The organism is Streptomyces sp. NPDC056144 (assembly GCF_042264145.1).
Lineage (GTDB): Bacteria > Actinomycetota > Actinomycetes > Streptomycetales > Streptomycetaceae > Streptomyces.
Map to the genome: position 1 here is coordinate 567,018 of NZ_JBHJVF010000004.1, position 21,972 is coordinate 588,989.

At 71.3% G+C, this 21,972-nt stretch carries 22 protein-coding genes; 19 read left to right on the forward strand and 3 right to left on the reverse strand.

Annotation, left to right across the window (positions count from 1 at the left end; genetic code table 11):
* Window positions 1–61: 61 nt before the first annotated feature.
* The 9 genes from ureA (at window position 62) to ACFC0Z_RS16625 (ending at window position 10,482) form a co-directional block, all read left to right on the forward strand.
* Entirely contained in the window at window positions 62–769 is a 708-nt protein-coding gene (gene ureA, locus ACFC0Z_RS16585) for an urease subunit gamma (protein WP_376437887.1), read from the forward strand.
* Window positions 766–2,544: an urease subunit alpha gene (locus ACFC0Z_RS16590; RefSeq protein WP_376437890.1), complete on the forward strand. Its 1,779-nt coding sequence runs from the start codon at window positions 766–768 to the stop codon at window positions 2,542–2,544. Before ureA ends, ACFC0Z_RS16590 begins: the two co-directional genes overlap by 4 nt.
* Before the next feature lie 161 nt (window positions 2,545–2,705).
* A complete protein-coding gene (locus ACFC0Z_RS16595; protein ID WP_376437892.1) occupies window positions 2,706–3,719 on the forward strand; it encodes an agmatine/peptidylarginine deiminase in 1,014 nt (337 codons plus the stop codon).
* 185 nt (window positions 3,720–3,904) lie between these two features.
* Window positions 3,905–5,611, forward strand: a complete 1,707-nt coding sequence (locus ACFC0Z_RS16600) for an ABC transporter substrate-binding protein (protein ID WP_376437894.1) — start codon at window positions 3,905–3,907, stop codon at window positions 5,609–5,611.
* Window positions 5,608–6,567, forward strand: a complete 960-nt coding sequence (locus ACFC0Z_RS16605) for an ABC transporter permease (RefSeq protein WP_376437896.1) — start codon at window positions 5,608–5,610, stop codon at window positions 6,565–6,567. Before ACFC0Z_RS16600 ends, ACFC0Z_RS16605 begins: the two co-directional genes overlap by 4 nt.
* Window positions 6,564–7,445 (forward strand): ABC transporter permease, encoded by an 882-nt coding sequence (locus ACFC0Z_RS16610; RefSeq protein ID WP_376437898.1) that lies wholly within the window; start codon window positions 6,564–6,566, stop codon window positions 7,443–7,445. The genes ACFC0Z_RS16605 and ACFC0Z_RS16610 overlap by 4 nt, the downstream gene beginning before the upstream one ends.
* Window positions 7,442–8,473, forward strand: a complete 1,032-nt coding sequence (locus ACFC0Z_RS16615; protein WP_376437900.1) for an ABC transporter ATP-binding protein — start codon at window positions 7,442–7,444, stop codon at window positions 8,471–8,473. Before ACFC0Z_RS16610 ends, ACFC0Z_RS16615 begins: the two co-directional genes overlap by 4 nt.
* Window positions 8,466–9,287 carry an ABC transporter ATP-binding protein gene (locus tag ACFC0Z_RS16620; protein WP_376437901.1) on the forward strand — a complete coding sequence of 274 codons (822 nt, stop codon included), beginning with the start codon at window positions 8,466–8,468 and terminating at the stop codon, window positions 9,285–9,287. The genes ACFC0Z_RS16615 and ACFC0Z_RS16620 overlap by 8 nt, the downstream gene beginning before the upstream one ends.
* Before the next feature lie 52 nt (window positions 9,288–9,339).
* Window positions 9,340–10,482, forward strand: a complete 1,143-nt coding sequence (locus ACFC0Z_RS16625) for an agmatine/peptidylarginine deiminase (protein WP_376437903.1) — start codon at window positions 9,340–9,342, stop codon at window positions 10,480–10,482.
* Window positions 10,483–10,490: 8 nt separating this feature from the next.
* On the opposite strand, the gene ACFC0Z_RS16630 is transcribed toward ACFC0Z_RS16625, so the two are convergent.
* A complete protein-coding gene (locus ACFC0Z_RS16630) occupies window positions 10,491–11,234 on the reverse strand; it encodes a class I SAM-dependent methyltransferase (RefSeq protein ID WP_376437905.1) in 744 nt (247 codons plus the stop codon).
* Between the two features lie 207 nt (window positions 11,235–11,441).
* Here ACFC0Z_RS16630 and ACFC0Z_RS16635 point away from each other — a divergent pair, with 207 nt between their 5' ends.
* Complete coding sequence (locus tag ACFC0Z_RS16635) at window positions 11,442–12,893, forward strand: purine-cytosine permease family protein (protein ID WP_376437907.1); 1,452 nt, start codon at window positions 11,442–11,444, stop codon at window positions 12,891–12,893.
* 93 nt (window positions 12,894–12,986) lie between these two features.
* The gene (locus tag ACFC0Z_RS16640; protein WP_376437909.1) at window positions 12,987–14,156 is read left to right on the forward strand and encodes an agmatine/peptidylarginine deiminase; all 1,170 of its coding nucleotides are present in this window, start codon (window positions 12,987–12,989) and stop codon (window positions 14,154–14,156) included.
* A gap of 72 nt (window positions 14,157–14,228) precedes the next feature.
* Here the strand turns inward: ACFC0Z_RS16640 and ACFC0Z_RS16645 are convergent, their stop codons facing one another.
* Both ACFC0Z_RS16645 and ACFC0Z_RS16650 read right to left on the reverse strand, forming a co-directional pair.
* Window positions 14,229–14,489, reverse strand: coding sequence for a hypothetical protein (locus tag ACFC0Z_RS16645; protein WP_376437911.1), 261 nt, complete (start codon window positions 14,487–14,489; stop codon window positions 14,229–14,231).
* Window positions 14,486–15,064, reverse strand: a complete 579-nt coding sequence (locus tag ACFC0Z_RS16650) for an RNA polymerase sigma factor (protein WP_376437913.1) — start codon at window positions 15,062–15,064, stop codon at window positions 14,486–14,488. The genes ACFC0Z_RS16645 and ACFC0Z_RS16650 overlap by 4 nt, the downstream gene beginning before the upstream one ends.
* A 254-nt stretch (window positions 15,065–15,318) precedes the next feature.
* On the opposite strand from ACFC0Z_RS16650, the gene ACFC0Z_RS16655 reads away from it, so the two are divergent.
* From ACFC0Z_RS16655 to ACFC0Z_RS16690, 8 genes are all read left to right on the forward strand, one after another.
* Window positions 15,319–16,584 carry an alpha/beta fold hydrolase gene (locus ACFC0Z_RS16655; RefSeq protein ID WP_376437915.1) on the forward strand — a complete coding sequence of 422 codons (1,266 nt, stop codon included), beginning with the start codon at window positions 15,319–15,321 and terminating at the stop codon, window positions 16,582–16,584.
* 10 nt (window positions 16,585–16,594) lie between these two features.
* Window positions 16,595–17,227 (forward strand): MBL fold metallo-hydrolase, encoded by a 633-nt coding sequence (locus tag ACFC0Z_RS16660; protein WP_376437917.1) that lies wholly within the window; start codon window positions 16,595–16,597, stop codon window positions 17,225–17,227.
* Window positions 17,228–17,264: 37 nt separating this feature from the next.
* Complete coding sequence (locus ACFC0Z_RS16665; protein WP_376437919.1) at window positions 17,265–18,044, forward strand: exodeoxyribonuclease III; 780 nt, start codon at window positions 17,265–17,267, stop codon at window positions 18,042–18,044.
* Window positions 18,045–18,155: 111 nt separating this feature from the next.
* On the forward strand, window positions 18,156–18,599 hold the full coding sequence (locus tag ACFC0Z_RS16670) for a DUF6278 family protein (RefSeq protein ID WP_376437921.1): 444 nt from the start codon (window positions 18,156–18,158) through the stop codon (window positions 18,597–18,599).
* 124 nt (window positions 18,600–18,723) lie between these two features.
* Complete coding sequence (locus tag ACFC0Z_RS16675; protein ID WP_376437923.1) at window positions 18,724–19,470, forward strand: amino acid ABC transporter ATP-binding protein; 747 nt, start codon at window positions 18,724–18,726, stop codon at window positions 19,468–19,470.
* A 13-nt stretch (window positions 19,471–19,483) separates the two neighbouring features.
* Entirely contained in the window at window positions 19,484–20,419 is a 936-nt protein-coding gene (locus ACFC0Z_RS16680) for a glutamate ABC transporter substrate-binding protein (RefSeq protein ID WP_376437925.1), read from the forward strand.
* Between the two features lie 17 nt (window positions 20,420–20,436).
* Entirely contained in the window at window positions 20,437–21,081 is a 645-nt protein-coding gene (locus ACFC0Z_RS16685) for an amino acid ABC transporter permease (protein WP_376437927.1), read from the forward strand.
* On the forward strand, window positions 21,078–21,935 hold the full coding sequence (locus tag ACFC0Z_RS16690; RefSeq protein WP_376437929.1) for an amino acid ABC transporter permease: 858 nt from the start codon (window positions 21,078–21,080) through the stop codon (window positions 21,933–21,935). Before ACFC0Z_RS16685 ends, ACFC0Z_RS16690 begins: the two co-directional genes overlap by 4 nt.
* The last annotated feature ends 37 nt before the right edge of the window (window positions 21,936–21,972 follow it).

Below are 21,972 nucleotides of genomic sequence, written 5' to 3' on the forward strand. Positions count from 1 at the left end.
TCACAGTGAGCCGCACATCCACCGGAGAACGAACCGGGGGAACGAACAGGGAGGGCGCACCATGCCTCTGACCCCGACCGAGCGGGATCGGCTGCTGCTCTTCACAGCGGCCGAACTCGCGCGGACGCGCCTCGGGCGCGGGCTGCGGCTCAACGTACCGGAGGCGACCGCGCTGATCGCCGACACCGTGTGCGAGGCGGCCCGTGACGGCCTTCGGCTGGCCGAGGCGCTCGACCGGGGCCGGAGCGTGCTCGGTCCGGACGACGTGCTTCCCGGCGTCACCGACATCGTCACCGAGATCCACGTCGAGGCCGTCTTCGAGGACGGCACACGGCTCGCCGTCATCAGCGCTCCCTTCGGCGACATGGAGGCCGACGCGGAGGCCGAGGACGGCGCGCCCGGCGCCGTCCTGCCCCACGCGGAGGCGCTGCCCGAACCGGAGCCGGCGGTCACCCTCTCCGTACGGAACACGGCGACGGTCCCGGTGAGCGTCACCTCGCACTTCCACTTCTTCGAGGCCAACCCCCGCCTGGACTTCGACCGCGCCGCCGCGTACGGCATGCGGCTCGCCGCCCCGGCGGGCGCGTCGACCCGCTTCGACCCCGGCGCCCTCGTCGAGGTCGGGCTCGTGCCCATGGGCGGCGAGCGGATCGCGATCGGCTTCGCCGGCCTGGTCGACGGCCCGCTGGACGCGCCGGGCGCGAAGGAAGAGGCCCTGCGGCGCGCCGCCGCCTGCGGCTACCTCGGAACGGAAGGGGTGGCGCGATGAGCAAGCCCACCAGGCACACCGATCACAGGGGCCACACCGGCCACAGCGCTCACTGCGCGCCCGGCGAGAGCCGGCACATCGACCCCCACGAGTACGCCTCCGTCCACGGGCCCCGCGCCGGGGACCGGGTCCGGCTCGGCGACTCCGGGCTCGTCGTCCGGGTGGAGTCGGACGCGCAGGCGTACGGGGACGAGTTCCTCGCCGGATTCGGCAAGACGGCCCGCGACGGCATGCACCTGCGGGCCGCCCCCGTCCGGCAGACCTGCGACACCGTCATCACCAACGTCCTGGTCATCGACGCCGTCCTCGGCATCCGCAAGGTGTCCATCGGCATCCGCGAGGGCCGGATCCACGCCATCGGGCGGGCCGGCAACCCCGACACCCTCGACGGCGTCGACGTCGTCGTCGGGACGGGCACGACCATGATCCCGGGCGAGGGCCTGATCGCCACCGCCGGCGCGATCGACACCCACGTCCACCTGCTCTCCCCGCGGATCATGGAGGCCTCGCTCGCCTCCGGCGTGACGACGATCATCGGCCAGGAGATCGGCCCGGCCTGGGGCGTGGGCGTGAACTCCCCGTGGGCGCTGAAGCTCGGCTTCAAGGCCTTCGACGCCTGGCCGGTCAACATCGGCTTCCTCGCCCGGGGCTCCGCCTCCCGCGAGGGTCCGCTCGTCGAGGCGCTCGCCGAGGGCGGCGCCTGCGGCTTCAAGGTCCACGAGGACATGGGCGCCCACACCCGGGCCCTGGACACGGCGCTGCGCGTGGCGGAGGAGTACGACGTCCAGGTGGCGCTGCACAGCGACGGCCTGAACGAGTGCCTGTCGGTGGAGGACACCCTCGCCGTCCTTGAGGGGCGGACGATCCACGCCTTCCACATCGAGGGCTGCGGCGGCGGACACGTCCCGAACGTCCTGAAGATGGCGGGCGTGCCGAACGTCATCGGCTCGTCCACCAATCCGACGCTCCCCTTCGGCCGGGATGCCGTCGCGGAGCACTACGGGATGATCGTCTCCGTCCACGCGCTCAAGACCGACCTGCCCGGCGACGCCGCCATGGCGCGGGACAGGATCCGGGCCGGGACGATGGGCGCGGAGGACGTCCTGCACGACCTCGGCGCGATCGGCATCACCTCGTCCGACGCGCAGGGCATGGGCCGGGCGGGGGAGACGGTCCGGCGGACGTTCGCGATGGCCGGGAAGATGAAGGCCGAGCTGGGCCCGCTGGAGGGCGACGGCGCCGGGGACGACAACGAGCGCGTCCTCCGCTACATCGCGAAGCTCACCATCAACCCCGCCATCGCCCACGGCCTCGCCGACGAGGTCGGGTCGATCGAGGTCGGCAAGATGGCCGACATCGTCCTCTGGCGGCCCGCGTTCTTCGGCGCGAAACCGCAGATGGTCGTCAAGATGGGCTTCCCGGCGTACGGCGTCACGGGCGACCCGAACGCGGCCACCGACGCCTGCGAACCGCTGGTCCTCGGTCCGCTGTTCGGCGGCCACGGCGCCGCTCCCGCCGAGCTCTCCGTGGCGTTCGTCAGCCGCGCCGCCGCCGACGCGGGCGCGCTCGGCTCGCCGTACGACACCCTCGACACCCGGCGCAGGCGGGTGGCCGTCAAGGGCACCCGGGGCATCGGCCCGGCCGACATGGTGAGCAACGCCCGGCTCGGCCGGGTCGACGTCGATCCGCGCAGCGGGCTCGTGACGCTCGACGGCGCTCCGATGCGCTCGGAACCGGCCCAGCAGGTGTCCCTGAGCCGCCTGTACTTCCTCTGATCCACTTCCCCGTTCCTCCGATCCTGGCATGTTCCGCCTCTTGACTGAATTTTCAGTCGGGAGGAGGATGCTGTTCACACCGCGTACCCGTCCCCCGCATCACGCCAGGCAGAGCCGGCCACGCCGACGGGTACTTCTGGCGAAACGAAGAGAGACCCGAGATGACTGCATTCCGTATGCCCGCCGAGTGGTCCGCGCACGAGGGGACCCTCATGGCCTGGCCCGTCAGGGAGGACCTGTGGGCCGGCGTGCTGGACGACGTCAAGGTGGAGTACGCGAACGTGGCCCGCGCCATCGCGGCCTTCGAGCCCGTGACCATGATCGCCCCGCCCGGCCACGGCGACGACGCCCGGAAGCACCTTGGCGACGGCGTCACCGTCGTCGAGCTGGCCCAGGACGACTCCTGGTTCCGCGACTCCGCCCCGCTCTTCGTGCTCGACGGCGCCGGCAACCGCGCCGGAGTGGACTTCCGCTTCAACGCCTGGGGCCGCAAGCACCACCCGTGGGACTCCGACGACCACGTCAGCGCCCTGATCCTGGACCACCTCGACGTCGACCGGATCGCCTCCGACATGATCCTCGAAGGCGGCGCCATCACCGTCGACGGCGAGGGCACCCTCATCACGACCGAGCAGTGTCTCCTGCACCCCAACAGGAACCCGGGGATGGATCGGGACGCGATCGAGACCGAGCTGAAATCCCGCCTCGGCGTCGAGAAGGTTGTCTGGCTTCCGTACGGAGGTCTGCTCGACACGGAGACCGACGGCCACGTCGACGGCGTCTGCGCCTTCGCCGCCCCCGGCAAGGTCGTCGTCTCCCTGCCCGACGACCCCGCGCACCCCGACTACGCCCGCATGCGCGCCAACCGGGCGGTCCTGGAGGCCTCGACCGACGCGCGGGGCCGGTCGTTCGAGATCGTCGACGTCCCGCAGACCGCCTTCGCCGAGGTGGCCGGCGGCGAGGTCGAGGTCTCGTACCTCAACTACTACGTGGTCAACGGCGGCGTCGTCGTCCCGGTGGCCGGTGTGCCGCAGGACGAGGAGGCCCTCGCGGTGATCGCCGCCGCGTACCCGGGCCGCGAGGTCGTCGGCGTACAGGCGCAGGCCATCGCGTACGGCGGCGGCGGGGTCCACTGCATCACGCAGCAGATCCCCATGGTCCCCGCCACCGCCTGACCCGGGCGGCCGCGCGACCCGACAGCCGCGCGACCCGACAGCCGCCCACCCGGGCGGCCGTCGGCCCCGGGACCCGTGCCCTCCCGGGGCCGGCGGCCCCCACCCCGTACTTCCCGACTTCCCGACGGATGTCCGGCCCCTCGATCGACCCGCCCCGACCCACTCCACGGAAAGCGAGCGCGACGATGACCACACCCCCGCCCCCCGGCGCCAGACGCCCCCGCGCCCGGACCGCCGAGCGCACCCGGCGCACCACGCGCGCCATCGCCGCGACGACGGCCGCCCTCACCGCCCTCGCCGCCCTCGCGGCCTGCGCGGGCCCGCCGAAGAGCGGCGGCGGCACCGGCACGGGCCCCGAGGTGAAGCTCTCCGCCTCGACGCCGAAGGCCCGCGGCGAGATCGACTCCTTCACCTGGGCCCTCTACGCCGAGCCGCCCACCCTCGACTACACGCTCGCGTTCGACTACCCGCAGAACACGGTCCTCTCCAACATCTGCGAGAGCCTCATGCGGTGGACCCCGGACCTCAAGCTCGAACCCGGCCTCGCGAAGAAGGCGTCCAACCCCGACCCGCTCACCTGGGTCTACGACCTCCGCGAGGGCGTCCGCTTCCACAGCGGCGGGACGATGACCGCCGACGACGTCGTCTACAGCTTCGGCCGTCAGACCGACCCGGACAACGCCGCCGCCTGGGCACAGAACTTCCAGAACGTCGCCTCGGTCAAGAAGACCGGCCCGCTCCAGGTCACCGTCAAGCTCAAGAAGCCCGACTCGCAGTTCCCCCAGTACATGGCGACCGCCGCCGGCGTCGTCGCCTCCAAGGCGGGCGTCGAGGCGGCCGGCAAGGACTACGGCACCACCGGCGGCCTCGCCTGTACCGGCCCGTTCCAGCTCGGCACCTGGAACAAGGGCCAGTCGATCGAGCTGACCCGCTTCGACGGCTACTGGGGCACCAAGGCCAAGGCGGAGAAGGCCGTCTTCCGCGTCCTCACCGACCCCTCCGGCCGGACCAACGCCATGCTCAGCGGCGAGATCGACGGCGGATACCTCATCCCCACCGAGAGCTACGGCCGCCTGCGCGACAGCGGCGTCGGCACCCTCTACTTCGGCGAGGGCCTCAGCACGGTCAACGTCAACATCACGAACATGAAGGGCCCGCTCGGCGACGTCCGCGTCCGCAAGGCCCTCTCCCTCGCCCTCGACCGCACCGGCTTCGTCAAGGCCGGACTCGGCGGCGCCGGAACCGTCACCACCTCCCTCACCACCCGCGGCGCCTGGGCCCACGCCTCCGAGGCCACCCGCAAGGCCGCCTTCGACGTCCTCCCGCCGGCCACGCAGGACATCGAGCAGGCCAAGAAGCTGATCCAGGAGGCCGGCGCCACCGGCAAGGCCCTGACCGTCGCGACCAGCTCCATCGGCCAGGACGTCTCCCTCCTCGCCACCGCCGTCCAGGCCGCGGGCACCAGGATCGGCCTGAAGATCAACCTCAAGACGATCGCCCCGAACGCCTTCACGGCGCTCTTCACCGATCCCGAGGCGCGCGAGGGCATCGACATGTTCCCGCTCACCTACTACGACTCGATCACCGACCCGCTGGACCTGCTCACCAACTTCAAGACCGGCGCCTACATGAACTTCGCCGGCTACAGCGACCCCGCCTACGACAAGCTCGTCGACAAGGCCGTCGGCGTCTACGACCCGGAGGCCCGCGCGAAGATCGAGGCCGACCTCCAGAAGCAGGCCGTCGACCGGCTCCTGTGGATCCCTGTCGCCGAGTGGCCCACCTCCGTCTTCCTCAACAAGCGGATCACCGGCGCCCCCACCACCATCGCGTACATGTACTACCCGTGGGCCGCCGACGTCGGCGCCGCCGACGCGGGAGCCGCACGGTGAGCTTCCTGAGATTCGCCGCACGACGGGTGGCGGAGATGGCCGCCACCCTGCTCGCCGCGTCGTTCGTGGTCTACGGCGCCATGTACCTGGCGCCGGGCAGCCCCGCGAGCTTCCTGCTCTCCGGCCGCTCCGCCTCGCCCGAGGCGCTCGCCGCGATCAACGCCCAGTACCACCTGGACGACCCCTTCTTCGTCCGCTACCTCCAGTGGCTCGGCGACGTCCTCCAGGGCGACTTCGGCCGGTCCATCACGTACCGCACCGACGTCTCGCACCTCCTCGCCGACCGGCTGCCGACCACCCTCCTGCTCGTCCTCATGGCGCTGCTCGTGGTCGCCGTCGTCGGCCTGGTCCTCGGCTGGATCTCGGCGGTACGCGGCGGGGGCACCGACTCCGCCGTCCTCGTCGGCACCACCCTCGCCGTCGGCACCCCGTCGTTCGTCGCCGCCGTCATGCTCCAGGGCCTCTTCGCCGTACGCCTCGGCTGGTTCCCCAGCAGCGGATCGGGAGAGGGCTTCGTCGACATGGTCTGGCACCTCACCCTCCCCGCCGTCGCCCTCGCGCTCTACCTCATCGGCATGCTGGCCCGGGTCACCCGGTCCGCGATGCTCGACGCCCTCGACAGCGAGCACGTCACCGTCGCCCGCAGCCGGGGCGTCCCCGAGCGCCAGGTCATCCGCCGGCACGTCTTCCGCAACTCCCTCGGCACCGTCCTCACCACCGGCGGCCTGATCGTCTCCACCCTCCTCGTCTGCACGATCCTCGTGGAGACCGCCTTCAGCATCGGCGGCGTCGGACAGCTCCTCGAACTGTCCACCACGACCAAGGACTTCCCCACCGTCCAGGCGATCTCCCTGATCATCGTCGCTCTCTTCATGACCGTGAACCTGGTCGTCGACCTGCTCCTCCCGCTCGTCGACCCGCGGATCACCCTCGGAGCGAGGAGCACCTCCGCATGACCACCGCCTCCGGCGCGTCCAACGCCTCCACCGCCATCACCCGCAGGCCCGGCCTCGCGAAACTCCGCACCGCCCGGTCCCCGCTCTACCTGATCTGCCTCGGCATCGTCGCCCTCGTCACCGCCGCCGCGCTCCTCGCGCCCTGGCTCGTGCCGTACGACCCCAACGAGGTCGACCTCGGGAACGCGCTCGCCGGACCCACCTCCCAGCACCCGCTCGGCGTCGACGCCGCCGGCCGCGACACCCTCTCGCGGCTCCTCCTCGGCGCCCGCACCTCCCTCCTCGGGCCCCTCGGCGTCGTCGTCTTCTCGACCGTCGCCGGAGTCGCCGTCGGCATGACCGCCGGCTGGCGCGGCGGCCGGATCGACGCGCTCCTCTCCCGCAGCACCGAACTGGTCTTCGCGTTCCCGGGCATGCTGCTCGCGATCCTGATCATCTCGGTGTACGGCGAAGGGCTCCTCGCCCCCGTCATCGCGCTCTCCGTCGCCTACCTGCCGTACGTCAGCAGGCTCACCCGCTCCCTCGTCCTCGCCGAACGCGAGCGGCCGTATGTCAGCGCCTACCAGGTCCAGGGCCACTCCGCGCTCCAGATCTGCCTGCGCCACGTCCTGCCCAACATCGCGCCCGTCGTCCTCGCCCAGTCCACCATCAACTTCGGCTACGCCCTCATGGACCTCGCCGGCCTGTCCTTCCTCGGCCTCGGCGTCCCCGCGCTCACACCCGACTGGGGCCGCATGGTCTTCGACGGCCAGACCGCGATCCAGCAGGGCTACCCGCTGTCCGCGATCCTGCCCTGCCTGTTCATCGTGCTCACCGTCGTCGCCTTCAACGTGGTCGGAGAGCGCTGGGCCGACCGCGTCGCCAGGAGAGACCGATGACCTCCACCCCTTCCCCGTCGGCCACGCCTTCCCCGTCGGCCACGCCCGCCCTGGAGGTCCAGGGCCTGCGCGTCACCCTGCCCGGCACGGCCAGGCCCGTCCTCGACGGCGTCGACCTCCGGGTCGCCGCCGGCGAGACCGTCGCCCTCGTCGGCGAGTCCGGCTCCGGCAAGAGCCTCACCTCGCGCAGCGCGCTGAACCTGCTGCCGCCCGGCGCCGAGGTCACCGGCGCCGTGCGGGTCTGCGGCGAGGACGTCCTCACCATGGGCACGGACCGGCTCCGCGCCCTGCGCACCGGCACCGTCTCCATGGTCTTCCAGGACCCCCGCGCCGCCCTCAACCCCCTGCGCCGCATCGGGGACTTCCTGATCGAGAGCGTCACCCTCACCGGCGCCATGACCAAGGAGGCCGCCACCGACCGGGCCGTCGAACTCCTCGAAGCCGTCGGCCTCGACGCCTCCGCGCTGCGCAAGTACCCCGGTCAGGTCTCCGGCGGCATGCTCCAACGGGTCATGATCGCCGCGGCGTTGATGGGCGACCCGGCCCTCGTCCTCGCCGACGAGCCCACCACCGCCCTCGACGTCACCACCCAGGCCGAGGTCATCGCCCTCCTCGCCGAGCTCCGCGCCCGCTTCGGCACGGGCCTGCTCTTCGTCACCCACGACCTCGACCTCGCCGCCGCCATCAGCGACCGCGTGTACGTCATGTACGCCGGGCGGATCGCCGAGAGCGGCCCGGCCGAGGAGCTGTTCGCGCGGCCCCGCCACCCGTACACCGCCGCGCTCCTCGCCTCCACGCCCCGCCTGGAGGCCCCCCGCGGCAGGCTCGACGCCATCGAGGGGCAACCGCCGGACCTCCGGCAAGAGTTGACGGGCTGCGCGTTCGCCGCCCGCTGCCACCTGGCCACCGAGATCTGCGACCAGCAGGCCCCGGACCCGCGCCCCGCGCCCGGCCGCACCGACCACCGCGCCGCCTGCCACCACAGCGACCGCCTCGTCCCTCTCGAAGGGAGCCACGCCGATGCCTGAGTCCCCCGACGCGGTACCCGAGAACGCAGCCCTGGAGGTCACCGGCCTCCACCGCGCCTACGGCGACGTCCGCGCCGTCGACGACGTCTCCTTCACCCTCCCCGAGGGCGGCTCCCTCGGCATCGTCGGCGAGTCCGGCTCGGGCAAGACCACCACCGCCCGGATCGTCGTCGGCCTGGAGAGCGCCGACGCGGGAGAGGTACGGGTACGGGGCAGGGCCCGCGACGCGCGCGGGCGCGGCAAGGCCGCCCGGCTGGCCCGGGCCCGCGAGGTCCAGATGGTCTTCCAGGACCCGTACCTCTCCCTCGACCCCCGCACCAGCGTCGAGCAGGTCCTGCGCGAGACTCTGCGCCTGCACTTCCCCGGCGCCGACCACGACCGGCGCGTCCGCGAACTCCTCGACCAGGTCGGCCTGGGCACCCGGGCCGCCGACGCCCGGCCCCGGCAGCTCTCCGGCGGCCAGCGCCAGCGCGTCGCCATCGCCCGCGCCCTCGCCGTGGAACCCTCCGTCCTCGTCCTCGACGAGGCGGTCGCCGCGCTCGACGTCTCCGTGCAGGCGCAGATCCTCAACCTCCTCGCCGACATCCGCGAGGAGACCCGGATCGGCTACCTCTTCATCACCCACGACCTCGGCGTCGTCCGCTGCGTCACCGACGACGTCATCGTCATGCGCAAGGGCCGGGTCGTCGAGGCGGGCCGCACGGACGAGGTCCTCGCCGCGCCCCAGCACCCCTACACGCGGCTTCTGCTGGAATCGGTGCCCCGCCCCGGCTGGGACCCCGAGGCCATCGCCGCCGCCCGCCGCGCGCTCTGACCGGCGCGGCGCCGGTGACGGCGTTCCCCTTCCCCCACCTCTGGAGTTCCCCATGAACGACACCCCCGCCGGCCGGCACGCCCGCCGCTGGCTGAACCGTCGTCAGTTCCTCGTCGCCGCCGGCGCGACCGCCGCCGCCGGCACGGCCCTGGCGGCGACCACCCAGGGCCGGGCCAAGGCCGCCGCCGGGACCTTCCGGGTCCCGGTCGAGGACGTCCGCCACACCCGTACCTGGATGGCCTTCCCCGACTCCACCGCGATCTGGGGCAACGCGCTGGGCGGAGTCCAGGCGGACATCGCGAGGATCGCCCGCACCATCGCCCGGTACGAGCCCGTCTCCCTGTGCGCCAACCCCGGCAGCGCAGCCAAGGCCCGCTCCCTGTGCGGCCCGACGGTCACCGTCCTCACCTCGATCCCGGTCGACGACTGCTGGATGCGCGACACCGGCCCCGTCTTCCGCACGGACGGCCGCGGCGGCCTCGACGCCGTCGGCCTCAACTTCAACGGCTGGGGCGGCAAGCAGGCCCACTCCAGGGACGCCCGCGTCGCCCAGCGGATCGCCGCGCACGTCGGCGTGCCCTACACCTCCGCCGACCTGGTCGGCGAGGGCGGCGCCATCGAACAGGACGGCGCCGGGACGCTGATGGCGACCCGCAGCAGTCTCCTGAACCGCAACCGCAACCCCGGGATGTCCCAGCGGGACCTGGAGGCGGCGATGTGCGACGCGTACGGAGCGTCCAAGGTGATCTGGTTCGACGGCGTCTACGGCCAGGACATCACCGACGACCACGTGGACGCGACCTCCCGCTTCCTCTCCCACGGCGAGGCCCTCGTCCAGATGCCGATCCCGGCCGACAACGACGCCTACGCCAAGGACGCGCGCAAGCAGTACCAGGTCCTCACCGCCGCCACGACGGCCCGCGGCAGGACCATGGACGTGATGCGCCTCCAGGGCCCGGACTACAACAGGATCCGGTCCGGCAACCGGGACTTCCTCGCCTCCTACGCCAACTTCTACCTCTGCAACGACGCCGTCGTCTCCGCCCAGTTCGGCGACCGCAGGGCGGACGAGGCCGCCAAGGCGACCCTCGCCCGTCTCTACCCGGACCGGGTGATCGAGCAGATCGACATCGACCGGCTCGGCACCGGAGGCGGCGGCATCCACTGCGTCACCCAGCAGCAGCCGGCGGTCTGACCTTCCGGTCAGGACCGGCAGCGCAGCATCACCAGCGGCGGGTTGGCGTCGTGCTCGGCCCAGAACTCCGCGCCGAACTCCCGCACACCGGCCTCCGAGATCCGCACCGGCTCCCAGTGCAGATCGCCGAACCCGGCGGCCTTGAGGGCCTGTTCGTAGACCTCGCGGCGCGGACAGGCCCCGACGAACGAGACCGGCGGGTCGAGGAGGGCGGTGATCCGGACCCGGGGTCCGGTCTCGATCTCCTCGCCCGTCGCCTCGCACAGGAAGCCGTACTTTGCCAGCGAGGGCCCGTCGAACCGATAATCGGGGTTCTGGGCGAAGACGAAGAACTCCGCGCCGGGCGCGAGGTTCCGGTGGATGTTCCGGCACATCCGCTCCATGGCCGCCACGTCCGGCGCGTAGTTGAGTGCCTGCACCCCGAGCGCGACGTCGAACTTCCGCCCCAGGTCGGGGAGTTCGGCGACATCGCCCACCTCGTACCGTACGCCCAGAGGCTCGCGCTGCTCGAACGACCGCGCCACGGCGACCATCTCCCCGGAGATGTCGACGCCGTACACCTCGGCGGCCCCGCGCCGCTTCATCTCCCGGCTGTAGAAGCCCGTTCCGGAGGCCAGGTCGAGCACGGACCTGCCCCGCACGTCCCCGACCATGGCCAGGAAGGCGGGCACCTCCCCGTACCGGGCCAGGGGAAGGGACTTGAAGCCCTCGAACGCCTCGCCGATCTCGTCGTACTGCTGCGGCACGCCCATCGTGTTGCCCTCTCGTCCGGCCTTCCGGGAAGTCCCCGGCGGGAGTCTTCCCGGACCGGGCCGGCGGCCGTACTGACAGAAGCCACAAAACCGGGACGAGATCGCTGCTGAAAATCTCGTCAAACAATGCTGTCCGAAGCGTTGACTGAAATTTAAGTCAATCCCTATGGTGAGCGCACTCGAACGCACCCCTGAACAGGAGCTCCCATGGGGCCTGCTGCCTCGCAGCCGCACGATTCCGCGACCCTCGCGGGAATCGAAACGCACTCGATCGACTGGGTGCCCCTCTCCGAACGGCACGGAGAGCCCTCGCACGTCGGCGCGATCTGGTTCGTCGGCAGCCTCAACCTCACCGGTCTCGCCACCGGTGTCGTGACGCTCTCCATGGGGGCATCGCTCGTCTGGACGGTCGTCGCCACCGTCCTCGGCTCCCTCTTCGGGACCTTCTTCATGGCCTTCCACTCGGCCCAGGGCCCCCAGCTGGGTCTGCCCCAACTCGTGCAGTCCCGTCCGCAGTTCGGCTACCTCGGCGCGGCCGTCACCGTCTGGGTCTTCGCCCTGGTCAACTACATCGCCTTCAACACCTCGGACGCCCTGCTGTCCGGCCAGGCGATGAACACCCTCACCGGCATGCCCAACACGGTCGGGTACATCCTCGCCGCCGCCGTCGCGACCGTGATCGCCCTGTTCGGCTACGAGTGGATCCACAAGCTGAACCGCTGGCTGACCTGGCCGTTCATCGTCGTCACGGCCGCGATCACCGTCGCCGCCCTCTTCGGCGGCGGCCTCCCGGACGGCGTCTGGAACGCCGGCCCCTTCGAACTCGCCCCGTTCATGCTCGTGTTCGTCTTCGTCGCCGGCTTCCAGCTCGGCTGGGCGCCGTACGTCTCCGACTACTCGCGCTACCTGAGACCCGACGTCCCCGTCCGCGCCACCTTCTGGTGGACCTACCTGCCGAGCGCGATCTCCGGCATCTGGGTCTTCCTGCTCGGCGCCGTCGTCTCCGCCGGGGCCCCCGAGGGCACCGACCCCGTCACCGCCCTCAAGCTGGCGGCCGACCGCCTCTTCGACGGCTTCGGCACGATCGCGGTGATCGTCCTGCTCGTCGGTCTGCTCTCGATCATGGCGATCAACCAGTACGGCGGCAGCCTCACCATGATCTCGATCCTGGACTCGTTCAAGCCGGTCAAGCCGACCCGGGCGCTCCGGGTCGTGACGATCGGGATCATGCTCGTGGCCGTCGGCACGGTCTCCACGCTCGTCGGCATCGACCAGTTCAACTGGTTCTTCGCCAACGTCGTCGTGGTCCTCACCTACCTCTTCATCCCGTGGACGGCCATCAACCTGGTCGACTTCTTCTTCGTCCGGCGCGGCCAGTACGTCGTCAAGGAGATCTTCAACCCGGACGGCATCTACGGCCGCTGGGGCTGGCGCGGCAACCTCGCGTACGCGATCGGTCTCGCCTGCATGGCCCCCTTCATGGTGATCACCGGCCTCTACGTCGGGCCGGTGGCCGACATCCTCGGCGGCGTCGACTGCTCGATCTTCGTCGGCCTGCCGGTGGCGGGCGCCCTCTACTGGGTCTTCGCCCGGAACCTCGATCTGGCCACCGAACGCCGGCTGGTCCGGGAGGAGGGGCTACTGGACGCGCTCCACTGAGCGGCCCGCGCGACGATCCGCGCGCACATCCCCGACCGCACGTCACGAGATCAGCACGTACCGAACCTTTCTTTGAGCCAGAAGGAGCACCACGTGAAGAACGCGCACGAAGGCGACCGCCCCGGCATCAGCCGCAGAACCCTCCTCGCCCGCACCGGAGCCGTCGCCGCCGCCCTCGCGGCGGGCCCGGTCATCGGCGGCATCCAGCCGGCCATGGCCGCGACCTGGCGCGTCCCCGGCGAGGACGAGACCCACAAGCGGACCTGGATGGCCTGGCCGTCCAGCTCCACGATCTGGGGCAACCTGCTCTCCAAGATCCAGGCCGACATCGCCAAGCTCGCCAAGGAGATCGCCAAGTACGAGCCGGTGATCATGTGCGCGGACGACTCCACGGCCGCCTCGCAGGCCCGTGCCGCGTGCGGTTCCACGGTGACCGTGATCAGCTCCATCCCCGTCTCCGACTGCTGGATGCGCGACACCGGCCCGCTCTTCCGCGTCGACGACGCGGGCGGCATGGACTCCTTCGGGCTCAACTTCAACGCCTGGGGCGAGAACGCCACGACGTTCTACGGCCTGCCCGCCTCGGCCTACTCCAAGGACCGCGTGGTCGCCGGGAAGATCGCCACCTACACCGGCGTCCCCTTCGCGAAGGCGTCCGTGGTCGGCGAGGGCGGCGGCATCGAGTACGACGGTGACGGCACCGTCATGGCGACCGAGAGCTGCTGGATCAACAGCAACCGCAACCCCGGCAAGACCAAGGCCCAGATCGAGGCCGAACTGCTCGCCCGCTTCGGCGCGCAGAAGATGATCTGGCTCCCGGGCGTCAAGGGCCAGGACGTGACCGACGGTCACATCGACGGGACCTGTCGCTACATCAGCCCCGGCGTGGTCATGGTGCAGGTGGCCGGAGCCGTACGCCCGGACGTCTGGACCGCCAACGCCGCGGCCATCCGCAACACCCTGCTGGGCGCGACCGACGCCAAGGGCCGCCGCCTCCAGGTCATCACCATCGAGGGACCCGACACCCTGCCCCGTATCTCCGCGGGCAAGCAGGCGGACTTCCTCAGCTCGTACATGAACTGGACGGTGACGAACAACGCCATCATCACCACCCAGTTCGGCGACACCGCGAAGGACGCGGCGGCGAAGCAGGCCATCTCCGCCGCCTACGGCCGCCCGGTCGTCCAGCTCAACCTGGACAACCTGTACGGCAACGGCGGCGGCGGCGCCCACTGCGTCACCATGCAGGAGCCCGCTCGCTGAACGAGCTGAACAGACGCCCGGGTCCCGCGTGTGGTGCGGGACCCGGGTCCACCCGGGGCGGTGCGTGACTCGTCACCGCCCCGGGGTCAGCCGGCACACCCCGTCCTCGCAGCTCCGCTTCAGCCGCCCCCGCGAGACCGTCTGGACGAGGCCGACCATCCAGCAGGTCGGGCAGCCCCGGAACGCGACCAGCGCGAGCGGGGCGAGGAGCAGCGAGACCGGACCGGCGGCCGGCATCAGGGCGAAGGCCGCGACGACCAGCCCGAAGCCGACCGCGCCCCGCGCCAGGTGGCGCGGCACGGACGCGCTCGCGAAGTCCCCGGTGCGGCTCATGACGCTCCTCCCGGAGTTCCGCCCACGGGCGGCTCCACGGCCTCCCGCAGCGTGGCCCGCGCCCGGTGCAGACGCGACTTCATCGCGGGGGTGCTCAGCCCCAGCGCCTGCGCGACGGCCCGGCCCGGCAGCCCCTGCACGTCCCGCATGACGAGGACCTGACGCTGGTCGCGGGGGAGCGCGGCGATCGCCGAGGCGATCCGCTCCGCGTCGAGGCGGCGCAGCACCGCCTCCTCGGCCGAGGGCTCCTCGGGCACGTACGCCTCCGTCGCCGACGCCCCCTCACGCGCGCGCGTGGCGAGCAGTCTCACGTGCCGCAGGCACTCGTTCCGGACGATCCGGAACATCCAGGAGGCCAGCGCGCCCGTGGCCCGCAGGGTGCCGATCTTCCGGTAGAGGATGATCAGCGCTTCCTGCGCCGCGTCCTCCGCGTCCTGCGGGGAGGCGCACAGCGACAGGGCGAACTTCCGGACATGGGGCTGCGACTCCATGACGACGGTGGTGAGCGAGGTGACGTCGCCGTCCTGAGCGGCCCTGATCAGCCGCTCGTCCGGCCAGGTGAATCGTGTGGTCATCCCTCTCCTCACCCCCGCCGGAAGCGGCGCGAGAGATGCCAGGCGCACGCCCCCACGAGCAGGGCTCCGACGATGACGATGCCCGTGACCATCATGCGTGTCTCCTCAGGTTCCGCCGGCCCGTCAGGGCCGGGTGCGGTGATGTCGGGAACAAGAGGCGGCACATCCCGAAAGGATTCACCCACGGTCCCGAAAAGGATTCACCTTCGGCCCCCCGTCCCGGCCGCCCAGGAAGATGTGGCAGCGTGGTGCGGGTGAGTGAGACGAACGTAGAAACCCTGCAATACCGCTCGGACGGGCCCGAGGAAGCCCCTGTCCTGGTCCTCGGCCCCTCCCTCGGCACCACCTGGCACATGTGGGACCGGCAGATATCCGAGCTCACGCGTGACTGGCGGGTCATCCGTTTCGATCTTCCCGGGCACGGTGGCGCGCCCTCCCAGCCCTTCACCTCCGTCGCCGAGCTCGGCGACCGGGTGCTCGCCACCCTCGACGAGCTCGGAGTCCAGCGCTTCGGGTACGCCGGCTGCTCCATCGGCGGGGCCGTCGGCCTCGACCTGGCCCTGCGCGCGCCCCACCGGGTGGCCTCGCTGGCCCTGGTCGCGACCTCGCCCCGGTTCGGCACCGCCGACGAGTTCCGGCAGCGCGGGGTCATCGTGCGGACCAACGGCATGGAGCCGATGGCCAGGAGCGCGCCCGAGCGGTGGTTCACCCCGGTCTTCGCGGGCGCGCAGCCCGCGATCGTCGACTGGGCCGTGCAGATGGTCCGCACGACGGACCCCGTCTGCTACGTCGCCGCCTGCGAGGCCCTCGCGGTCTTCGACGTCCGGGAGGCCCTCGACCGCGTCGGCGTCCCCGCCCTCGTCGTCGTCGGCTCCGAGGACCAGGTCACCAGCCCGGCCGACGCCCGGACCCTCGTCGCCGGCATCGCCGACGCGCGCCTCGCCGTCGTCCCCGGTGCCTCGCACCTCGCGCCCGTCGAAGCGCCCGCCGCCGTCACCGAGCTGCTCACCGAGCACTTCGCGAACAGCGCCCAGGAGCCGAGCGGCACCCTCGCCGTGCCCCCGCCGCCCCCGGTCGTCGCGCCCGCCGCCCCGGCCGAGCCCGCCCCCGAGACCCCCGGCGCCGAACCGGTCGAGGCCCCGCGCCCCGACCCGTACGAGACGGGCCTCGGCCTGCGCCGCGAGGTCCTCGGCGACGCCCACGTCGACCAGGCGCTCGCCGAGGACCCCGAGAGCCCCCTCCAGGACCTCCTGACCCGGTACGCCTGGGGCGAGGTCTGGAGCCGCGAGGGGCTCGACCGGCGCACCCGCAGCGTCGTCACCCTGACGGCGCTCATCGCCGGAGGCCACCGCGAGGCGCTCGCCGACCACACCAGGGCGGCCCTCCGCAACGGCCTCTCGCCCGAGGAACTCCGCGAGATCGTGCTCCACGCGGGCGTGTACTGCGGCTTCCCCGCCGCCGAGACCGCGCTGCGCGTCGTGAACCGCGTTGTCCAGGAGGAGACGACCCCGCCCGCGTAATCTTGACGGGGTGAAGCTGACGAAGAAGTCCCATGCCTGCGTCCGCCTCGAGAAGGACGGGCGGACGCTCGTCCTCGACCCGGGGATGTTCACCGAGGAGGACGCGGTCCTCGGCGCCGACGCGCTGCTCGTCACCCACGAGCACGCGGACCACTTCGACGAGGGCCGGCTGCGGGCCGCCCTGGAGGCCAACCCGGCCGCCGAGATCTGGACGCTGAAGAGCGTCGCCGACCGGATCTCGGCGGCCTTCCCCGGCCGCGTGCACACCGTCGGCCACGGCGACGCCTTCACGGCCGCCGGTTTCGACGTGCACGTCCACGGCGAGCTGCACGCCGTGATCCACCCCGACATCCCGCGCATCACCAACGTGGGCTACCTCGTCGACGGCTCCGTCTTCCACCCCGGTGACGCCCTCACCGTGCCCGACGAGCCCGTGGAGACGCTGCTGCTCCCCGTCATGGCCCCCTGGAACAAGATCTCCGAGGTCATCGACTACGTCCGCGAGGTCCGGCCGCAGCGGGCGTACGACATCCACGACGCCCTCCTCACCGACCTCGCCCGCCCGGTCTACGACAACCAGATCGGTGCCCTCGGCGGCGCCGACCACCACCGCCTCGCCCCTGGCGAGTCCACGGCGCTCTAGAACGCCACTGTCCGACCCCGCCAGTAGGCTTGCGTCCATGCGCATCGCCACCTGGAACGTCAATTCGATCACCGCCCGGCTGCCCCGCCTCCTGGCCTGGCTGGAGAGCAGCGGCACCGACGTGCTGTGCATCCAGGAGACCAAGTGCTCCGCCGAGCAGTTCCCCTTCGCGGAGCTGAGCGAGCTGGGGTACGAGTCGGCGGTGAACGCCACGGGGCGGTGGAACGGTGTGGCGCTGCTGTCCCGCGTCGGCCTCGCCGACGTGGTCACCGGCCTGCCCGGCGGCCCGGAGTACGACGCGGTGCAGGAGCCCCGCGCGATCTCGGCCACCTGCGGCCCGGTCCGCCTCTGGTCGGTGTACGTGCCGAACGGCCGCGAGGTGGCCCACGAGCACTACGCGTACAAGCTCCGCTGGCTGGAGGCGCTCAAGGCGGCCGTCGCGGAGGACGCGGCGGGGGAGCGGCCCTTCGCGGTCCTCGGCGACTACAACATCGCGCCGACGGACGAGGACGTCTGGGACCGCTCGCTCTTCGACGGCGCCACGCACGTCACGGAGCCCGAGCGGGCGGCGCTCGCGGGCCTGCGCGAGACGGGCCTGAGCGACGTGGTCCCGCGCCCCCTCAAGTACGACCACCCGTACACGTACTGGGACTACCGCATGCTCGCCTTCCCGAAGAACAAGGGCATGCGCATCGACCTGGTCTACGGCAACAAGCCCTTCGCCGAGGCCGTCTCCGACAGCTACGTGGACCGCGAGGAGCGCAAGGGCAAGGGCGCCTCGGACCACGCGCCGGTCGTCGTCGACCTCGACGTCTAGGACCACCCACCCTCCGGAGGTACGGGCTCCGCACGGCTCCCCGCAGCCGCGCGGAGGCTGCCTCCGCGTGCCGATTCGCCGTCCGGCAGGTGACGGTGCGAGGCTGCTCGGATGAACATTCCGTTTCTCGAGCACTGGCTCAAGCGGCACGAGTCCGAACCCGCCGGAACGGCCTCGGCCGATGCCGCCGACCGCGACCCGGAGGGCAGGGCCGAGCTGCTCTCCGAGTGCGAACTCCTGCGCGCCCGCGTCGAGTCGGCCGGGGTGGTGCTGGACGGCACCCCCCGCTCGCTCCAGGAGCTCGACCAGCTGCCGCCCCGCTGGCGCGACGACGCCGAGGAACTCCCGTCCTTCGGGAACGACGCCGGGCTCTACCTCGGCACCGTGATCGTGCGGAACGTGCCGGGCGCCCGCTGGCACCTCTCCCCGGACATCGGCCCCGTCGTCCTGCTCGCCTCCGGCCGCGAGGTCGAGGTCGCCGAGGCCGGTCAGGACTGGGCGGCGACGGGCTCGCCCGAGCTCTCCCAGGTGTACGCGGAGGCCTCGGAGAACTAGCGTTTCCACTCCTTTGCAGTAAATACGGCTTATTCCCCTTTTATGCGTGTCGTCCTGAAGTCCCCTTTTCCGGTGGATAGTTTGCGCTGACTCGACACCGCTGAGAAATGGGGCAGGGCAGCGTATGGCCGTCGTCGATCCGCTGATCGAACTGCGAGGCGTCAACAAGCACTACGGCGCGCTGCACGTCCTCCAGGACGTGGACCTGACCGTCGGACGGGGCGAGGTCGTCGTCGTCATCGGCCCCTCCGGCTCCGGCAAGTCCACCCTCTGCCGGGCCATGAACCGCCTGGAGACCATCGAGTCGGGCGCGATCGTCATCGACGGACAGCCCCTCCCCGAGGAGGGCAAGGCGCTCGCCCGGCTCCGCGCCGAGGTCGGCATGGTCTTCCAGTCCTTCAACCTCTTCGCGCACAAGACCGTCCTCGCCAACGTCTCGCTCGCCCAGGTGAAGGTCCGCAAGCGCAAGAAGGAGGAGGCCGACCGGCGTTCGCGTGAACTCCTCGACCGCGTCGGACTCGCCGCGCACGCCGAGAAGTACCCCGCCCAGCTCTCCGGCGGCCAGCAGCAGCGCGTGGCCATCGCCCGCGCCCTCGCCATGGACCCCAAGGCGCTCCTCTTCGACGAACCGACCTCGGCCCTCGACCCCGAGATGATCAACGAGGTCCTCGACGTCATGCAGCAACTCGCCCGCGACGGAATGACCATGGTCGTCGTCACCCACGAGATGGGCTTCGCCCGCTCCGCCGCCAACCGGGTCGTCTTCATGGCCGACGGCCGCATCGTCGAGGACCGCGCGCCGGAGGAGTTCTTCACGAGCCCGCGCAGCGACCGGGCCAAGGACTTCCTCTCCAAGATCCTCAAGCACTGACCGGGTGGGAACCATGCAGCGTACGCAATCCCGTGCGGGAACCCGCCGCGTCCTCGCCGCCCTCGCCCTGCTGCTCGCCACGACGACGGCGCTCGGCGGCTGCGGCCGGGAGGGCAGCCCGCCCGTCAAGGGCCCACAGCCCGACGAACTCCCCGTCTACCAGGTCCAGTCGGGCTTCACCCTGCCCGACTCCGCGACCTGGAACCGGGCGAAGAAGCGCGGCAAGCTCGTCGTCGGCGCCAAGGAGGACCAGCCCTACATGGGGGAGAAGGACCCGGCCACCGGCCGCTACTCCGGCTTCGACATCGAGATCGCCAAGATGATGGCCGCGTCCCTCGGCTTCGACCCGGCCGGCGTCGACTTCCGAACGATCGCCTCCGCCAACCGCGAGACCGCCCTCCAGAACGGCCAGATCGACTACTACGTCGGCACCTACACCATCAACGACAACCGCAAGAAACTCGTCGGCTTCGCCGGCCCCTACTACCTGGCGGGCCAGTCCCTCCTCGTCCGCACCGACGAGGACGACATCCACGGCCCCCAGGACCTCGCCGGGAAACGCGTCTGCTCCGCCGCGGGCTCCACCCCGTACCAGAGGATCGCCAAGGACTACCCCGAGGCCGAACTCGTCGCCTACGACACCTACTCGGTCTGCGTCGACAACCTCCTGACCTACCAGGTCGACGCGGTCACCACCGACGACACCATCCTCATGGGCTACGCCGCCAAGGTTCCCGACGAGCTCAAGGTCGTCGGCAAGCCGTTCTCCGAGGAGCCGTACGGCATCGGCGTCCCCCACGGGGACACCGCGCTGCGCTTCGCCCTCGACGACGCCCTCGCAGCCCACGAGAAGAACGGCGACTGGAAGAAGGCCTACGACGCCACCCTCGGCCTCTCCGGGGTCCCCGCCCCGACGCCGCCGCCCATCGACCGCTACCCGGCCAACTGAGGACGGTCCACGCTGACATGGACGTACTGACAGACAACTTCTCGCTGTACGGAGAAGGTTTCCTCGGCACCGTCGAACTCACCGTCTACGCCTCGGCGCTGGCCCTCGTCCTGGGCTTCGTCATGGCCTCCTTCCGGGTCGCGCCCGTGGGATCCTTCCGGGTCTTCGGCACGGTCTGGGTCACCGTCCTGCGGAACACCCCGCTGACCCTGCTCTTCTTCGCCGTCATGCTCGGCCTGCCGCGCTTCGGACTCGTCCTGCCCTTCAAGGTGTTCGCCGTCCTCGCGCTCGGCTGCTACACCTCGGCGTTCATCTGCGAGGTCCTGCGCTCCGGCATCAACACCGTGCCGCGCGGCCAGGGCGAGGCGGCCCGCAGCCTCGGCATGACCTTCACCCAGACCCTCGCCACGGTCGTCCTGCCGCAGGCCTTCCGGACCGTCATCCCGCCGATCGGCTCCACCATCATCGCCCTCGCCAAGAACTCGGCCATCGCCGGAGCCTTCAGCGTCACCGAACTCCTGGGCACCTACAAGACGTTGAGCGAACTCGGCTACAACATCGTCTGGACCTTCTTCTGGATCGCCGTCGGATACCTCATCATCACCCTCACCATCAGCGCGGCCTTCCACCTCCTGGAGAAGCGCTGGGGAGTCGCCCGATGACCGAGTCCACCGCCCTCTACGACATCCCCGGACCGAACGCCCGGCGACGCCACCTCCTCTACGGGCTCGCGTCCACCGTCGTCATCCTGGCGCTGGCCGCCTGGTTCCTCTATCTCCTCTTCGACACCGACCAGTTCACCGCCACGAAGTGGTCGCCCTTCCTCTACGAGGGCATCCAGAAGCTGCTCCTCGAAGGGCTCGGCAACACCCTCAAGGCCTTCGCCTACGCCTCGGTGCTCTCGCTCGCCCTCGGCGGGGTCCTCGCCGTCGGACGGCTCTCCGAGCACCGGGTCCTGCGCTGGATCTCGACCCTGGTCATCGAGTTCTTCCGCGCGATGCCCGTCCTCGTGATGATCTTCTTCATCTTCGTGGCGCTCAAGGTGCAGCCGCTGCCCGCGCTCGTCGCCGGACTGACCCTCTACAACGGCTCGGTGCTCGCCGAGGTCTTCCGCACCGGCATCCACGCCGTCGCACGCGGCCAGGGCGAGGCCGCGTACGCCCTGGGCATGCGCAAGACCCAGGTCATGACGTACGTCCTCGTGCCGCAGGCGGTCCGCGCGATGCTGCCCGCCATCATCAGCCAGCTCGTGGTGGCCCTCAAGGACACCTCGCTCGGATTCCTCATCACCTACGAGGAGTTCCTCCACGCGGGCAAGCTCATCGCGTCCAACCTCGACTACGACCTGCCGTTCATCCCCGTCGTGCTCGTCATCTCACCGATCTACATCGGGATGTGCATGCTGCTCTCCTGGTTCGCCACCTGGGTGGCCAGGCGGGAGCGCCGCAGCCCGAAGACGAAGGCCGTGGACGTCGCTCCGGCCGAACCGGGAACGCTGCTGCCGGGAGCGCAGTAGCTGGTGTGAGGCCCTGCCCGCCCGGCAGCAGCCGGTG